Below are 16180 nucleotides of genomic sequence, written 5' to 3'. Positions count from 1 at the left end.
CGATCACGCTTCGTGCTTGCGCACGGAGCGGCCCCCAGTGGTGCGCCAACACCGGCCGGGGGCCTACATCCCCGAGGCCAACGGAGCCCCGTAAATGATGCGCCATGCTATCCCGCCGACCCGTTTCTTCTCCCAGACGCCGAACGACCTCATCCGCCATCCGCGGCTGAACGGAACGGCCGTACGACTGCTCCAGTGGGCGCTCTCGCTGCCCGACGGATCGCGGGAGACCCTTCAGACCATCGGCGAGAAGATGCCCGAAGGACGCATCGCCCTGCGCCGGGCCCGGCAGCAACTCGAAGCCGAGGGCTACGTCCACACCCGGCGCAACCAGTGCCCGAGCACCGGGAGATGGACGACCCGGGTGCTGGTCTCCAATGTCGCGTTGCGGACGCCCGAGGAGATCGAGGCCGCCTTCGCCCCGCCGGGTGAGCGGATGCCGACGGTCGGCGCACCGGCCGAACGGGCCGTCGGCACATCACCCAAGGGAAAGAACACCGAAGAGGTGAACACCCCCCACGCCGCCGCACCACTGGTCGCCCGCGCGGCGGCCGTGCTGCACCGGGTGGGGCGGACGGAGGCCCGGCTCGCGCTGGGCGTCGCCGAGGCGGCGGGACTCGCGCCGCTGGCCGCGCGCTGGCTGGCCAACGGCGCGAGCGAACGCGAACTGCGCACCGCCGTCACCGCCGGGCTGCCGCCCGCCGTGCACTCCCCCGCCGGCTTCATCGCCCGCCGCCTGCGCGACAAGCTCCCAGCGCCGCGCACCTGCGCCGATCCGGCGGCCCCGGCCGCGCCACTGCCCGAATGCGCGCACTGCGGCGATCCCTTGCCGCGCGGGCAGGCCACCGGGGTGTGCGCCCCCTGCACGGGGGCCGTGCCCGTGCCCGTGCCCGCCCCCGGCGGGCCATCCGGCGCGGACCGGGTGCGGGCGGCGCTGGCGGGCGCCGTTCCGGCCGCACGGGCCTCAACGGCCTCGCCATGGGGCTTGTGAGGTCAAAGACGTCTACGCAGCCGGCAGGCGCCTGTAGGGGCGCGGCCGAAGCCGGGCCCGACAAACGGTGGGAACGCATTCCTACCGCGCGCTATGGTGGAACCATGACGGCACGGAAACTGTCGATCTCGGTACCGCCGGAGGTCGAGGAGACGATCAAGGCAGCGGCCGCGGAAGAGGGCAAGCCGGTCTCCACGTGGCTGGCCGAGGCCGCTGTGGAGAAGGCGCACGTCGCGGCGCTCCACGCGGCGGGCCGTGCCGCCGCCCTGGAACTGGTCGCGGAGTACGAGAGCAAGCACGGCACACTTCCCGAGGAGTCCCGGCAGCGTGCCCGCGAGTTCCTGCGGGAAACCGGACTGCTCGACGACGAACCGTGGCGGGCGGCCGGGTAGTGCGCACGATCGTCTACGACACCGGCGCCCTGCTGGCGGCCGAGCGGCACAGTTCCGACTTCCTGGCGCTGCACGACGAACTCACCGCAGCGCGCATCCGGCCGATCGTGCCGGTGGTGGTCCTCGCCCAAGCTTGGCGCGGCGGTCCCCAGCACCAGATCTCGCGCGTTCTCAAGGGCTGCGACATCCGCCCTGACGACGAGCGCACCGGCCGCGCCGCCGGCATCGCCCGCGCGGCCTCCGGGACCGCCGACGTCGTGGACGCGATCGTCGTCGCCACCGCCGTCCAGTACCAGGCCGCAGTGGTCACCAGCGATCCCGGGGATCTCAGCCACCTCGCCGACTCCATCGGCGTCAAACTGCGGCTCTTCGCCCTGTGAACGGACCGTCTCCCGCCTCCGGCTGTGGGCCGGAGACGGGAGACGGTGACCGGCCGCCCTACTCGGCGGTCAGGAACTCGTCGTGGGACAGCGGACGGTTCACTATGCGGATGTCACCGACGTTGCCGTGGAAGACGACGTCGACGGCGCCCGCGTACTCGTGGCCGCCCACCAGCCAGGGCAGCCCGAGCGAGGTGATGCCCTGCGACACCCGGTTCGGGTTGTCGACGACGGGAGCGCCGTCGACGTACAGCCGGGTGTAGCGGCCGTCGTTGACGACCGCCAGGTGCCACCACTTGAGCTCCACCAGACCGTGACCCCAGTTGGTCGTCGGGTAGGTGGTGTTCGTCGGGTAGTGGTTGAACTGCGGCTCGCGGCCGTTGTTCGTGATGTTGAACTGGGCCAGGGGCTCGTTCGGGTCGGTGTTCTTGCCGTGCTTGCCCGCCGCGCCGGACGCACCCCGGCGGCTGAGGAACGACGCGTTGCCGTTCCGGCCGGAGTCCCAGTCCAGCGGCATCATCACGAACGACTCGATCGTGTAGCCGCTCCTGAACGTCTCGGTGTTCAGCGGGGCCTTCGGACCGGTGGTCAGGTACGAGCCGTTGACCGGGTTCCTGCCGCCGGCGAACTTCAGGCTGGCGTGCGCGGGCTGGTCGGGGTGGTGGTCGGCGGACCAGGTCAGCGCGTCGGCGGCGGTGCCCGGCAGGGTCACCACCGTCAGGTCGTTGCCCTTGCCGGACAGGTCGCGGACCGTCTGGCCCGCGGTGAGCGCGGTGCCGGGCGCGCCCTGCCCGTCGAAGCGCCAGTACGCCAGCGTGCCCTTCACCAGCTCCTTGCTCGCCGGGCGGGCGGGCCGGACCGCGACCGGAGCGAAGCTCGCGAAGCGCTCGTCGAAGTCGATCGGCATCGAGAAGTTGTCGACCGGGCCGGTGACCTGGGCGATCTCGGCGGCCAGCGCGGTGCGGGACTCCGGGTCCTGGGCGAGGATCCACGGGTTGATCGTCTCGACGTCGATCGTGTTGCGGACCAGGTCGAAGTGGTACAGCCGGATCATGCCGCCGCCGCCGAAGTACCGGTTCTGGTAGTTCGTGATGTGCATGTGCACGTCGTTGCCGGAGGCGTTCTTCTGCGTCATGCGCCCGGGCGGCCAGTAGTGGCCGTTGAGGGTCAGGAAGACCTGGTCGTTCTCCTTGATGAGCTTGTCCCACATCACCTGACCGTTGCCCACGATCACGGCGTTGTTCTCCGGGTCGCCGGACTCGTACGGGAAAACGTTGTCATCGTACGGAGAGGCGACGATGTCGTGCGACGTGACGATCACCGGCATGTTCGGGTGCGCCTTGATGACCTTGTTGGCCCACGCGTAACCCTGGTCGGTGGTGCGCCAGTCCAGGGCCAGCAGCAGCCACGAGCGGCCGGCGGCCTGGAAGATGTGCGCGGTGTTGTAGCCGGTCTCGTCCGCCGAGGCGAAGGTCTTCGAGTGCCGGAACCGCCGCGGGCCCATGGTCTGGAGGTACGGGGTGTCACCGCGGCTGTCGTCGCCCGACACGTCGTGGTTGCCGGCGAGCACGCTGTACGCGGCGCCGTGCTGGTCCAGCACCGCGAACGCCTTGTCGACCTGCTCGAAGGACGACGGGTCGGCGTCCTGCGTCATGTCGCCGAGGTGCGCCATGAACACGATGTTGTTGTCGGGGTTCCCGCTGTTGTTGATGATGTAGCGGAACGACTCCTCCTGCGGAGTCCGGTTCACGCTGTCCTGGCTGCCCCAGTACAGGAACTGGGTGTCCGGCATGACCGCGAGGGTGAACTGGAGAGAGGTCGGGTCCGGGTTCCACTTACCGGACTTGCCGCCGTGCCTGGCGGCGTCCTCGGCGTTCCCGCCCGCCGCGGCGAACGCGGGCGTCGCGCCGAGCGCGGCCCCGCCGACGCCGACGGCCGCCGCGCCCGCACCGGCCAGCGCCGCGTTGCGCAGAAAACCTCGTCGGCTGTGCCCGGCCGACTCCTGTGACGGATTGTCACCATGAGTGCACATAAGGGGGCCCTTCCGGTTGGATGGTTTCAAACGTCATCGACGCTACTGAGAAGGGGGCTCCGGCTGGGCATACGTCAGATGACAAACGGAATGCGGGTCTCCGCCCAAGGTTTATGGCACTCGTCAGCCAGCGGCGGGAAGTCGGCCGCTCGATGAGCGGAGAGTGACCGTTGGATGGCGATGTCCCCCGGCCGCCGCCGCCCGGGAATATCCGCACGGCCCCGGGTCGACGGCCCGCGGGGCGAGTGACGGGTCAGTCCGTGCGATGGGTGGTCGCGGCAGGCAGCGCCGACTGACCCAGGGCCCAGGTCTCACTGCTCACCCGGCGCGGGGGCCGACCCGGCACTATGCCTGGGGCGGCGGCGGGGGCGGGATCGTGCCGAGGTCCGGGGCCGGTTCCGGCCAGACGAGGAGGACCGGGCAGGGCGCGTGGTCCACGACGAAGCGCGCGGCGGGGCCCAGGCTGTGCGGGCCGAGGTGGCTGCGGTCGCCGTCGCGGGCGAGGACGAGCAGGTCGGCGCCCTCCGCCGCCGCCACCACTTCCCGTTCGACCCGGCCGGTCAGCTCCCGCACGACGCACGCCCGGCCCAGCCGGTCGGCGGCCGCCGCGAGCAACTCCCGTCCCGAGACGGTCGCCTGCTCCTCCATCCGGGTCCCCGGATCGCGCCCCCAGCCGTGCGCCGGGCCGTGCGCGCGCGGGTGCCCGCGGCCCAGCAGACCCGCGAACGCGCCGTGGGCGGCGTCCGGCACGTCCTGCCCGCTGACGTGGAGCAGCATGATGTCGGCGCCCTCCGGCGCGTGGGCGCGCGCGGCGTCCACACACGCGGGCCAGGTGCCCTCGACGGTCCAGACGACGACGGTCAACGCAGTCCCCTTTCCGGCTCAGCCTCCGAAGACCGGCAGTGACACCCACAGTGCCACCACCGACAGCGCCAGCGCAGCGGGCACGACGAGCAGTCCGAGGAGCGTGAACTCCCGCAGGTCCACCGCCGCGTCGTGGGCGTGGACGATACGCCGCCACAACAGGGTGGCCAGTGATCCCGCGTAGGTCAGGTTGGGGCCGATGTTCACCCCGAGCAGGACGGCGAGCACCGCGCCCGGGCCGCCCGGCGCCGCCAGCGGCAGCAGCACGAGCACCGCGGGCAGGTTGTTGATGACGTTGGCCAGCACCGCCGCCAGGGCCGCGAGCCCGAGCAGCGCGAGCAGGCCCGTGCCGTCGGGGACGACATGCGCGAGCACCGAGGCGAGCCCGTTGTCGACGACCGCGCGGACCACCACGCCGAGCGCGAGCACGAACGCCAGGAAGGGGACGGCGGCGGACCGGCCGATCGCACGGACCGTGGTCCGCCGCCGCACCAGCGCGCGCACCGCCAGGGCCAGCGCGCCGGCCAGCGCCGCCCATGCCGGGTTCAGCCCGAACGCGGAGGTGGCGACGAAACCGACGAGTGTGCAGACCACCGTCACCAGCGCGAACAGCGGCATCTCGGGGGTGTCCCCGGTGGTCCCGGCCCCGGGGACGGCGGAGGCGTCCAGGTCGGAGGCGAACCAGCGCCGCAGCACCACGTACTCCACCCCGATCGCCACCAGCCACGGCAGCGTCATCAGCGCCGCGAAGCGGGCGAAGGACAGCCCGCTGGAGGCGAAGGCGAGCAGATTGGTGAGGTTGGAGACGGGCAGCAGCAGCGACGCTGTGTTGGACAGGTGCGTGCAGGCGTACACGTGCGGCTTGGCCCGCGCCCCGAGCCGCGCGGCGGTCGCGAAGACCACGGGGGTGAGCAGCACCACGGTCGCGTCCAGGCTCAGCACCGCGGTGATCACCGAGGCGACGACGAACACCTGGGCCAGCAGCCGGCGCGGACGGCCCGCCGCCGTGCGCGCCATCCACGCCCCGCAGGCTCGGAACAGCCCTTCGTCGTCGCAGAGTTGGGCCAGTACGAGCACGGCCGCCAGGAAGCCGATCACCGGCCCCAGCCGGGCGGCCTCCTCCCCGGCGTGCTCAAGGGAGATCGCCCCGGTCCCGATCACGATGGCCGCCGCAGGGACGGCGAACACCGCCTCGGGCCGGCCCCAGGGGCGCACCACGGCGCAGACCAGCACCACCACCAGCAGCAGGGCGGACAGCGCCTCCGCGTACGACGTGCTCAGGACCGGCTCCTCGGGGTGGGCCACCTACGGGCGGACTACTTCTTCGCCTTGCCCACCGAGTCTGCCGTCACGCACACCGCCAGGCCCAATGCGACCAGCACGACACACACGTAGATCCGGTAGCCGTCCAGGAAACCGATCCGCTGGGTGAGCGACCACACACGGAACCAGCCGCCGGTGAGTTCGTGGACGATGCCGCCGACGCCCTGGGAGAGCAGGATGAACCCGATGAAGCCGATGAACCCGCGGAGACCCTTCATGCCCGAAGGCTAGGGAGCGGCGCCGCGGCCGGGCTGTCGTCCTAAGTAGCCGATCCGCCCCCTCCTGTCGTCCGAAGGTCCCGACTTCGGACGCGGCCGGTGGTGGCGGCGCCCGCGGTCCGTAGATTCGAGGACATGCGACGCATACCGAGACGCCTGCCGAAGGGCATCGGCGCCGACACCGCGATCTTCCTCGGCGCGGCGGCCTTCTCCCTGCTGTCCGCGGGCCCCACGGGCGCCGGGACCGGGGGCGTGGAGCAGTCGGTGAGCGCGGTCGCGTGCGCCGCGCTGTTCCTGCGGCGGCGGTGGCCGGTGCATCTGGCGGTGGCGTTGCTGGTGACCGGATGGCTCGCGCACCTGGTGGGCGGGCCGACGGCGGTGGCCGTCTTCACGGTGGCCGCGTACCGGCCGCTGCGGACCACGGCGTGGATCGCGGCGCTCGCCTTCGCCCCGCTGCCGTTGTTCCTCGCCCACGGGCCTGACCCCGACCTGCCGGAGACCGGCTCCGCGCTCACCTTCTTCGCCATCATGGCGGGGGCGATCGGCTGGGGGCTGTACGTGCGCTCCCGGCGGCAGTTGCTCGCCTCCCATGCCGAACGCGGACGGCGGCAGGCCCGCGAGGAGATCGCCCGCGAGATGCACGACGTCCTGGCGCACCGGCTGACGCTGCTGAGCGTCCACGCGGGGGCGCTGGAGTTCCACCCGGGTGCCTCGCCCGCCGAGATCGAACGGGCCGCGGGCGTGATCCGCGATGCCGCGCACCAGGCGCTGGAGGACCTGCGCGGGATCATCGGCGTCCTGCGCGAGCCGGGCGGGGCGGACGGCACCGCCGGACGGGGCGCGGGCGCGCGGCCGCAGCCGACGCTCGCCGACGTGCCCCGGCTGGTGGCGGAGGCGCGGGAGGCCGGCATGCGGGTCGTACTGGAGACGGACTGCGCGGCGGAGGAGAGCGGGGCCGCCACGGGGCGCACCGTCTACCGCATCGTGCAGGAGGGGCTGACCAACGCCCGCAAGCACGCACCCGGCGCGGAGGTGACCGTACGCCTCACCGGCGGCCCGGCACGCGGACTGACCGTCGAGATCGGCAACCCGGCGCCGGACACGACGCCCCCCGGCGCCCCGCGCCCCACGGCCATCCCCGGCGCAGGGCAGGGCCTCATCGGCCTCACCGAACGCGCCGCCCTCACCGGCGGCCGGCTCGAACACGGCCCGGCGGGCGGCGGCTTCCGCGTCCGTGCCTGGCTGCCGTGGGCGCGGTGAACGCCGTGACAGGCCGACTGGCTACGGTGGGCGGCGTGACCGTGCTGCGTCTGATGCTCGTCGACGACGACCCCCTCGTCCGCGCCGGCCTGCGCCTGATGCTGGGCGGGGCCCCGGACATCGAGGTCGTGGCCGAGGCCGGCGACGGGGCGGGGGTCTCCGCGCTGGTCGAGGCGCACGCCCCCGACGTGGTGCTGATGGACATCCGGATGCCGTCGGTGGACGGTCTTGCCGCCACGGAGGAACTGCGGGCCCGGCCCGGGGCGCCGGAGGTCATCGTGCTGACCACGTTCCACACCGACGAGCACGTGCTGCGCGCGCTGCGCGCCGGTGCGGCGGGCTTCGTGCTCAAGGACACCCCGCCGCGCGAGATCGTCGAGGCGGTCCGGAAGGTGGCCGCCGGGGAGCCGGTGCTGTCGCCCGCGGTGACACGGCAGTTGATCGCCCAGGTCGCCGGCGGGGCGGCGCGGTCGCGGAGCGCGGGCGCGCGGGCCCGCCGCCAACTGGCCTCGCTGGGCGAGCGGGAGCACGAGGTGGCGCTCGCCGTCGGGGAGGGCCGGTCGAACGCGGAGATCGCCGCGGCGCTCCACATGAGCGTGCCCACGGTCAAGACACACGTCTCCCGCGTCCTGGGCAAGCTCGGCCTCAACAACCGGGTGCAGATCGCCCTGATCGTGCACGATGCCGACGCCGACGGCGGCTCCGGCGGGGCCGGGTCAGGCCGGGCCTGAGGCCTTCCCCTTGAGCTTGGCCCAGATGGCGTTGAGCGCCTGTATGTCGGCCTCGTCCAGACGGTCGTCGAAACCGTCCGCCAGCGCCGCGCGGCGGGTGGCGTCGGCCGCGTCGAATGCCTCGCGGCCGGCTTCGGTCAGCCGGACGCCGGTGGAGCGGGCGTCGGTCGGCGAGGGCACGCGGACGATCAGGCCGCGCGCCTGGAGGGCGTCCATGACGCGGGAGACCTGGCTGCGGCTGAGCAGCGTCCTCGCCCCCAGGTCGGAGGCCGCCACCGGCTCGCTCCGGCCGCGCAGCCACGGCCGGGCCGTACGCGGACGCCGTGACGCGCTACCTCGACCGCGCCACCCAGGCCTTCGACGCCGCGCAGGGCATCGAGGACGCCGCCGCGCCCATCGTCGACGTCCTCGGGGCCGAGCAGCCGCCGTTCCGCGTCCAGACGTCCGCGAACGCCCGCGCCTTCACCGGCACCAAGCTCGCCGACCTCGACGGCTCGGCCGTTCAGTCGATGACGCGGTCCTGGGTCTCCTGACCTTCGAGTACGGCCGCGAGGGCGTCCAGCAGACGCACCACGCCCTCCGGCCCGTCCACCACCAGATCCGCGCGGGCGGCCAGTTCCGCCACCTCCGCGCTGCCGCTGCACACCAGCACGCCCGGCAGTCCGTCCGCTCGGCGCTTCTCCACCGCACCGAACGCCGCAAGATCACCCAGGTCGTCACCCGCGTAGAGCACCGGTCCGGCCCCGACCTCGCGCAGGTAGTCGCCCAGCGCCACGCCCTTGTCCATCCCCGGCGGACGCATCTCCAGCACCATCCGGCCCGGCTCCACGATCAGGCCGTGCCGTTCCGCCAGATCCCCGAGCGGCCCCCGCAGCGCCTCGAACGCGGCCTGCGGATCGTCCGTACGGCGCGTGTGCACCGCCACGGCGCGGCCCTTGTCCTCCACCCACGTGCCCTGCCACGCGCCGATCCCGTCCAGCACCCCGGGCAGCTCCGCGCGCAACGCGTCCACCCCCGGGTGCGTGCCGGGCGCCCGCACCTCACCGGAGCGCGCGTCCCAGCGCTCGGCGCCGTAATGGCCGAGCACCACCATGTGCTCCAGTCCCGGCACCCCGGCGAACCCGCCGTACCGCACGGCGACCCCCGCGGGGCGGCCCGTCACGACCACCACGGAGCCGATGCGCGGCGCGAGGCGGGCCAGCACCCGCGCGGCCTCCGGATGCGCGCGCGCACTGTCCGGGTCCGGCACGATCGGGGCCAGCGTCCCGTCGAAGTCCAGCGCCACGACGGCCCTGCGGGGCTCCGCCAGCAGTGCGGTCAGGCCGTCCTCGCCCTCGGGCGTCGTCGGCTCGGGCAGTTCGTCCCTGGGATCCCTGAGGGTCATGCCCCGACCATACCCAGCGGCACGGGGAGCATGGCGGGCGTACGGCAGCATCGCCCCTCCGGGGCTCTACCGGGTACGGGCCGCTGCTCGGGGCCGCCCGCCGTTGCCGTGTGCGGCGCCGCTGCGCCTGCGGCGGGCCGTCTCCCACCCGCCCGCCCGTGGCCCCGGACGGTTTCCCGGACGGCCCGGGCTGTCCGACGTCGCCTGAGCAGCGCTGTCGACGAGGTTGCAAGGGGCGGCAACTGGTGCGGGCCATGCGCGCACGCAAGCAAGAGCCCCACGTGGGCTTCTTGAACCGAGTGGACCCAGGGTGACGGCCGACGGGTTCGCGCGGGACGAGCCCGAGCGCCATTCCAAGCCCGGCCGCGCCGGAAAAGCGGAAGGGCCCCGCATCGCGGGGCCCTTCCGTGTCCGCCGGGCCGTGCTACTTGGTGAAGTAGAAGTACTTCCAGGCGCCGTACGTAGTGGAGTTGATGTTGTCGCCGGAGGAGCGGTCGACGTACGAGGAGCGCATGCGCATCCGGTAGCCGGTCTCGTGCGGGCCGACCAGGGTCACGGCGGACTTGCCGTTGGTGCCGAGCGCGAAGTACTGCGATCCCGCGTCGAGCCACTTGCCCCGGAAGTAGACCTCCAGGCTCAGCCGCTGCGAGCGGTTCTTGTAGTACGTCATGGTCGTGGTGAAGACCGGGTTCGTCGTCTTGTGGAAGTACGCGTACGAGGTCGAGCCGATCTTCGCGGTCTTGTACTGCTTGGAGATCGCCGTGGAGACCTTGACCTTGGCGTAGGTGGTGACCTTCACCGTCCTGCCGGCCGAGCGGGCGTCGCCCTTGAAGACCGCGGTGACGATGGTGTCGCGGGTCATGTCGACCGTGGCGGACAGGTTGCCCTGGGAATTGACCTTGCCGGTCCTGAGGAGCTTCTTCGGCTTGTCCGAACCGTAGGGGTCGGCCCAGATCTCGACCGTGCGGTTCTTGTACGTGGAACCGATGTGCGCCGTGAAGGACACGTCGGTGCCGTAGTTGTACACGCTCTTGTTGTGGTTGAGCGTGAGGGTGGTGGCGTTGCGCGACACGGCGACGGTGTCCTTGCCCGACGCCGGGGCGTGGGTGGCGTCACCGGCGTACTGCGCGGTGTAGGTGACGTTTCCGCCGGCCGGCGGCGTGTCGGTGAAGGAGAACGCGCCGGAGGAGCCGACCGTCTTCGTGCCGAGCGACTTGCCCTTGGGCGAGTCGATGTCGGTGCGGGTGACGGTGACCTTCGAGCCGGACGGGAAGGACCTGCCGGAGGTCAGCTTGCCGGTGACGCTGAGCTTTTTGGCGCGGGTCGCCTTGGCCGGCGCCGAGACGCCCACCTTGACCGGGTAGCGGGCGGCGTCGCTGAGGACGCGCAGCTGGACGCGGCTGCCGCCGTCCGCGATGGCGAACAGCCTGCTGCCGTCGGGGGCCCAGGCGAGGCCCTGGCTGACGATGGTGTCGCCGCCCGAGCCGTACAGATCGTAGGTGTAGGTCCGGTAGGGCGTCGTCGTGCCGGGCTTGAAGACGGAGATGTCCGTGCCGTAAGGGCTGTACGTGGACACGGCGACCGTGCCGTCCGGTGCGATCGCGGCACCGTTGGGGTTGTTCGACTCGACCGGGTAGGCGCCGGTGCGGGTGAGGTCCGCGGTGTTGATCGCGGTCGCCGCGTAGGGCGATTCGGCGGAGGCGGCGACGATCTTCTTGGCGTCGGCACTGAGCGCGAAGTCGGCCATGTCGTTCGCGGCCTCGGGTGGCATGCCCTCCTTGCACAGCACGGGGGCTCCGGAGGACACGTCGTACACGGCGAGGCCCGACCACGTGCCGTGGATGCCGAGCACGAGGGTGTCCCCGGCCGCCTCCAGTTCGGCGGCGTCGCGGAAGTACTGGCCCGGGAGCTGGTCGAGAGCGATCTCGGGGGTGCCCAGCGAGGGGTCGAAGGAGCCCAGGTGGTGCGCGGTCTCCTGCCCGTACATGAACCAGACCCGGCCGCCCGCGACCGCCAGGGTCTGCGGGTCGGTGTTCTCGCCGGTCGAGTAGTGGGCCGCCGCGGTCGCGGTGGACGTCTCGATGGCCACGACGGCGTCGTCACCCGGGACGGCCGCGTAGACGGTGCGGGAGTCGGGCGTGATCGCCAGGTCCCGCACTCCCGAGAGGTTCGCAATGGTCGCCACGAGTTTGCCCGCGTAGTCGGTGACGACGACCTTGTTGCCGTTCGGATCGCTGATGTAGACCCGCTTGTGGACCCCGTCCACGGCGATGTCGCCGTACGAGGAGATCGACAGGGCGGCGCTGGAGTCCGCCGCGGCGGGACCCATGGTGCCGGCGGCTATGGCCGTGGAGCTGAAGAGGACCGCGAGCACGGTCGACACGGTGCGCATGCGCACGTTGATTCCTACCCCCATGAAGAAGCCCGTGGACGGACCGGGTGATGAACCGGGCCGCGCGACACCCCAACGTCGTCCATGTCCTGACGACGCCAAGGGCGCGGCCGCATGCGCAGCGTATTTCATCGCTGTGACAGTTGAGGAGGGGATTAACCGGCAGCTCCCCTGTCCGCCCACTTCGCGTGTGCTCACCTGGCGCGCCGCGAGCCGCCGGGCGGTGACTCCCCAGCCCACGTGACGTGCGTCCCGCTCGGCGGCCCGGGGCTCGCGTCGACGATGCGGGCGAAGTCGGCCCGGCGGCGCTCTGCGACGTTGCCCACGGTGCACCGCCCGGTCCCGGTGACGGAGATGACGGTCGTGAGCCGGTCGGTGGGGGACGTCGCGCGGCCGGGTCGGCCCCGCGCGGCACCGATGCCTGCGGGCGCGGGCGGTCTGTTGCCGTTTCGGAACACAGTGAGCCCATGGCCATCGCATGGCGATCGCACCGTGAACTGGCCCGAGGGGCCGCCGAAGCACGGCCGTGCCGCCCTCCCGGCCCGGCGACGGCACCGCCGGCTCCGTCCGTCCGTACCTCCGTACCTCCACCATGCCGCACACCACCGGGGAAGAGACCTGCTCATGTCCAGCCAGAACACACCGCCCACGCCACCGACCCGGCCCGCGCCCGTGCTGCTCCTCGAGGCGCTGACCCGGGTGCACGGTTCCGGAACCACCGAGGTGCACGCGCTGCGCGGCATCGACCTGGCGGTGTGCCCGGGTGAACTCGTCGCCGTCATGGGCCCGTCGGGATCGGGCAAGTCCTCGCTGCTGACCCTCGCCGGCGGGCTGGACGAACCGACGTCCGGACGCGTGGTGGTCGAGGGGACCGACCTGACCGTGGCGAGCCGCAGGCAGGTGGCGGCGCTGCGCCGGCGCAGCATCGGCTACGTCTTCCAGGACTACAACCTGATACCCGCCCTCACGGCCGCGGAGAACGTCGCGCTCCCCCGTGAACTGGACGGCGTCAGCAGCCGTTCGGCCCGCCGCGAAGCGCTCGCGCTGCTGTCGGAGATGGGCCTGGAGCAGCTCGCCGACCGCTTCCCGGACGAGATGTCCGGCGGCCAGCAGCAGCGGGTCGCCGTCGCCCGGGCCCTGGTGGGCGACCGCCGGCTCGTCCTCGCCGACGAACCGACCGGCGCGCTGGACTCGGAGACCGGTGAGGCGGTGCTGGCGCTGCTGCGGAACCGGTGCGACGCGGGAGCGGCCTGTGTGCTGGTCACCCACGAGTCGCGGTTCGCCTCCTGGGCGGACCGGGTGGTCTCCGTGCGCGACGGCTCGGTGGTCGACATCACGCTGCGGGCGTCCGCCGAATCGCTGCTGACCGGGGGGACGGCCCAGTGACCGCCGTGTTCCACAGCTGGCGGGTCGCGATCCGGATCGCCCGCCGCGACGCCTGGCGCGCCAAGGGCCGCAGCCTGATGGTGCTGGCGATGATCGCCGTACCGGTCATCGGAGTCAGCGCCGCCGACATCACCATCCGCAGCTCCCAGTTGACCCCGCAGCAGACGATCAACCGCGACATCGGGGCGGCCGACGCGCGCCTCGAGGACGCGGGCCAGGGCCGCCAGGCGATCCTCCAGTCGCCCCAGGGCGACACCTTCGCACCGGCGCGGCGGACGGAACCGGCCAAGGACTCCGGCGGTCCCGGGGAGACGGCCCCGCCCGGCGTCGACCCCAGGACGGCGGCGCCCGCGGGATCGCGCACCGTGCCCGACACGACCTCCTGGGCCGACGTCACGACCGCGTCCGGCATCCTGGGCACCGAGGTCAGGGAACTGGACGCGGCCGATCCCATCGCCGCCGGGATCATGGATCTGACCCGGGGCCGCTTCGCCTCCTCGCCCGACGAGGTGACCGCCACCAACGCGTTCCTGGCGCGCAGCGGGCTGCGCGTCGGGTCCGAGGTCCGGGCCCGCGGGCTGGACCACGCCTACCGTGTCGTCGGTGCCTACGACCTGCCGAGCAAGCTCGACACCGCTCAACTGGACTTCCGTCCGGGCGCTTTCATCGACCGATACCTCGCCGCCCGCAGGGCGGCCGGCTCGGACGCGGGCGAGCCGGCGTCGTCGTACCTGCTCGCGGTGGACGGCGGCTTCACCTGGGACATGGTGCGGCGCGCCAACACCGCCGGGGTACTGGTCCATTCGCGGACGGTGATGCTCGATCCGCCCGCCGACTCCGAGGTGCCGCTCTACCGCCTCCCGAGCTCCGGCAAGCCCGCTCCGGCCGAGGACCACGCGGCGCTGACCGCAGGGGCGACCGTCGCGGGCATGGCCCTGCTGGAGGTCTGCCTGCTGGCGGGCCCCGCGTTCGCGGTCGGCGCCCGGCGGTCGCGGCGCCGGCTCGGACTGGTCGGCGCCAACGGGGGCGACCGCCGGCACATCCGGGCGATCGTGCTCTCCGGCGGCCTGGTGATCGGGGGCGCGGCGGCGGTCGCCGGCACGGTGACCGGCATCGCGCTGACGCTGCTGCTGCGGACCAGGCTCGAGGACTACGCCGGCAGCCGGTTCGGCGCATTCACCCTGCGCCCGGCGGAGCTGCTGGGCATCGCCGCGCTCGCGGTGGTCACCGGGCTGCTCGCCGCGGCCGTGCCCGCGTTCACCGCCTCGCGGCAGAGCGTGCTCGCCTCGCTCACCGGGCGGCGCGACACACGGCGGGCCGGACGGGCGCTGCCGGTGGCAGGTCTCGTGGCGCTCTGCCTGGGCGCGCTGATCGCCGTCTACGGTTCGGCGCGCAGCACCAGCACCTACGTGGTGGCCGGCGGCTCGGCTCTCGCCGAACTGGGCCTGGTCGGCCTCACCCCCCTGCTGGTCGGCGGCTTCGGCCGGCTCGGCCGGTGGCTGCCGTTCGCCCCGCGCCTGGCGCTGCGGGACGCGGTGCGCCACCGCGGCCGCACCGCGCCCGCGGTGGCCGCGGTGCTGGCCGCTGTGGCCGGTACGGTCGCCGTCGCCACGTACGCGGCGAGCCAGGAGCAGCAGAACCGGGACGCGTACGTCGCCAGGGCGCCGCGCGGAGTGCTCGCGGTCAGCCTCCCCTCGGAGGGCGGCCGGGGCATCGCGGCGATGCGGCAGAGCGTGACCAAGCGCCTGCCGGTCAGCCGGCGGGCGGACGTGTCACGGCTGGTGACCGGGACACGGATCTGCGACGCGTACAGCGCGCAGGCGGGCTGCGGCGACGTCATGCCGGTGCAGCCCGAGGCCAACCAGTGCCCGCCCGACGCCGAGGGCGCCGCCGGGACGTTCACCCCGGCCCAGTTGCGGGACTTCGCGAAGGACTGGCGGTGCCGGCAGGACGGCGCCACGCCGCCGATCTGGGCGGAGGGGAGCATCCTGGTCGGCGGCCCGCAGGTGCTGGAGGCGCTGGGCATCCACGACCCCGCCGCGCAGCGGGCGCTGGCCCGCGGGACGACGGTGCTGTTCGACCGGACCTACGCCGACCACGGCTCCCTCCTGCTCCGGGTGACCCCGGACGTGTCCAAGCCGGCGAGCACGGTCGAGAAGCTGCCGGTGCGGTGGAGCGGCGCCCGGTCGTACGGAGTGCGGGCGGTGGTGCCGGAGCGGGCCGCCGCGTCCCTGGGGCTGAAGGCGGTGCCGCTGGGCTCGCTCTTCACCACCTCGCGCATGCCCACCGATGCCGAACAGCAGGGGCTGGCCCAGGACATCGCCACACTGGGCGTCATGTCCGACATCTACCTGGAACACGGATACACCGGCAGGTACGGCGTCGTCCTGGCCGCCCTGACGCTCTTCGCGGGCCTGGTGACGATCGGGGCCGCGGGTGTCGCGACGGGGCTGGCGCAGGCCGACGCCGAGGCGGACCTCAGGACACTGGCCGCCGTGGGGGCCCCGGGCCGGGTGCGGCGTACGCTCTCGGGCTTCCAGTGCGGGGTCGTCGCGGCGATGGGCGTGCTGCTGGGAACGGCGGCGGGCATCCTGCCCGCGGTCGCGCTGCGGGGCGTCGACCGGCAGCAGCAACGGGACCTCGCCAGGCAGGCGTTGGAAGGGGGCCACGGCGCTCTTCTCCCGCATGTCGACGTACCCGTGGTGGTGCCGTGGGCGACCATCGGCATGCTGCTGGTCCTGGTGCCGCTGGGGGCGACGCTGCTCGCCGCCCTGGTCACGCGCTCCCACGGCCGGCTGGGCCGAAGGGCCCAGGAGTAGCCGCGGGC

Annotated in this window: 15 protein-coding genes; 8 read left to right on the top strand and 7 right to left on the bottom strand. The window is 73.1% G+C overall.

The window, feature by feature from the left end; all coding sequences use genetic code 11:
• Positions 1-94 precede the first annotated feature (94 nt).
• The 3 genes from RV983_RS20705 to RV983_RS20695 all read left to right on the top strand — a co-directional run bounded on the left by RV983_RS20705 (position 95) and on the right by RV983_RS20695 (position 1763).
• Positions 95-991 carry a hypothetical protein gene (locus tag RV983_RS20705; RefSeq protein WP_475987247.1) on the top strand — a complete coding sequence of 299 codons (897 nt, stop codon included), beginning with the start codon at positions 95-97 and terminating at the stop codon, positions 989-991.
• Between the two features lie 104 nt (positions 992-1095).
• Positions 1096-1383, top strand: a complete 288-nt coding sequence (locus tag RV983_RS20700) for a hypothetical protein (protein WP_475987246.1) — start codon at positions 1096-1098, stop codon at positions 1381-1383.
• A complete protein-coding gene (locus tag RV983_RS20695) occupies positions 1383-1763 on the top strand; it encodes a PIN domain-containing protein (RefSeq protein WP_475987245.1) in 381 nt (126 codons plus the stop codon). Before RV983_RS20700 ends, RV983_RS20695 begins: the two co-directional genes overlap by 1 nt.
• A gap of 58 nt (positions 1764-1821) precedes the next feature.
• Here the strand turns inward: RV983_RS20695 and RV983_RS20690 are convergent, their stop codons facing one another.
• The 4 genes from RV983_RS20690 to RV983_RS20675 all read right to left on the bottom strand — a co-directional run bounded on the left by RV983_RS20690 (position 1822) and on the right by RV983_RS20675 (position 6200).
• On the bottom strand, positions 1822-3795 hold the full coding sequence (locus RV983_RS20690; RefSeq protein ID WP_475987244.1) for a LamG-like jellyroll fold domain-containing protein: 1974 nt from the start codon (positions 3793-3795) through the stop codon (positions 1822-1824).
• A 345-nt stretch (positions 3796-4140) separates the two neighbouring features.
• Positions 4141-4659 (bottom strand): universal stress protein, encoded by a 519-nt coding sequence (locus RV983_RS20685; protein ID WP_475987243.1) that lies wholly within the window; start codon positions 4657-4659, stop codon positions 4141-4143.
• An 18-nt stretch (positions 4660-4677) separates the two neighbouring features.
• Entirely contained in the window at positions 4678-5940 is a 1263-nt protein-coding gene (locus RV983_RS20680; protein ID WP_475990392.1) for an SLC13 family permease, read from the bottom strand.
• A gap of 35 nt (positions 5941-5975) precedes the next feature.
• Entirely contained in the window at positions 5976-6200 is a 225-nt protein-coding gene (locus tag RV983_RS20675) for a hypothetical protein (protein ID WP_475987242.1), read from the bottom strand.
• Between the two features lie 135 nt (positions 6201-6335).
• On the opposite strand from RV983_RS20675, the gene RV983_RS20670 reads away from it, so the two are divergent.
• Together RV983_RS20670 and RV983_RS20665 are read left to right on the top strand one after the other, a co-directional pair.
• Positions 6336-7460: a sensor histidine kinase gene (locus RV983_RS20670; RefSeq protein WP_475987241.1), complete on the top strand. Its 1125-nt coding sequence runs from the start codon at positions 6336-6338 to the stop codon at positions 7458-7460.
• A 53-nt stretch (positions 7461-7513) separates the two neighbouring features.
• Positions 7514-8191 carry a response regulator transcription factor gene (locus RV983_RS20665; RefSeq protein WP_475990391.1) on the top strand — a complete coding sequence of 226 codons (678 nt, stop codon included), beginning with the start codon at positions 7514-7516 and terminating at the stop codon, positions 8189-8191.
• Here the strand turns inward: RV983_RS20665 and RV983_RS20660 are convergent.
• Positions 8177-8488: a MarR family winged helix-turn-helix transcriptional regulator gene (locus RV983_RS20660; RefSeq protein ID WP_475990390.1), complete on the bottom strand. Its 312-nt coding sequence runs from the start codon at positions 8486-8488 to the stop codon at positions 8177-8179. The two genes, RV983_RS20665 and RV983_RS20660, sit on opposite strands and share 15 nt — an antisense overlap.
• Before the next feature lie 26 nt (positions 8489-8514).
• Here RV983_RS20660 and RV983_RS20655 point away from each other — a divergent pair, with 26 nt between their 5' ends.
• On the top strand, positions 8515-8724 hold the full coding sequence (locus RV983_RS20655; RefSeq protein ID WP_475987240.1) for a hypothetical protein: 210 nt from the start codon (positions 8515-8517) through the stop codon (positions 8722-8724).
• Here the strand turns inward: RV983_RS20655 and otsB are convergent.
• Together otsB and RV983_RS20645 are read right to left on the bottom strand one after the other, a co-directional pair.
• The gene (gene otsB, locus RV983_RS20650) at positions 8694-9575 is read right to left on the bottom strand and encodes a trehalose-phosphatase (RefSeq protein WP_475987239.1); all 882 of its coding nucleotides are present in this window, start codon (positions 9573-9575) and stop codon (positions 8694-8696) included. The two genes, RV983_RS20655 and otsB, sit on opposite strands and share 31 nt — an antisense overlap.
• A 424-nt stretch (positions 9576-9999) precedes the next feature.
• The gene (locus RV983_RS20645; RefSeq protein ID WP_475987238.1) at positions 10000-11967 is read right to left on the bottom strand and encodes an Ig-like domain repeat protein; all 1968 of its coding nucleotides are present in this window, start codon (positions 11965-11967) and stop codon (positions 10000-10002) included.
• Positions 11968-12591: 624 nt separating this feature from the next.
• Between RV983_RS20645 and RV983_RS20640 the strand changes: the two genes are divergently transcribed.
• Both RV983_RS20640 and RV983_RS20635 read left to right on the top strand, forming a co-directional pair.
• Complete coding sequence (locus RV983_RS20640; RefSeq protein ID WP_475987237.1) at positions 12592-13353, top strand: ABC transporter ATP-binding protein; 762 nt, start codon at positions 12592-12594, stop codon at positions 13351-13353.
• Entirely contained in the window at positions 13350-16172 is a 2823-nt protein-coding gene (locus tag RV983_RS20635) for an FtsX-like permease family protein (protein ID WP_475987236.1), read from the top strand. The genes RV983_RS20640 and RV983_RS20635 overlap by 4 nt, the downstream gene beginning before the upstream one ends.
• Positions 16173-16180 lie beyond the last annotated feature (8 nt).

It is taken from the genome of Streptomyces sp. RLA123, assembly GCF_056270165.1.
The sequence above is the reverse complement of the archived record's forward strand: the minus strand, read 5'-3'. Positions and strand labels throughout refer to the sequence as shown.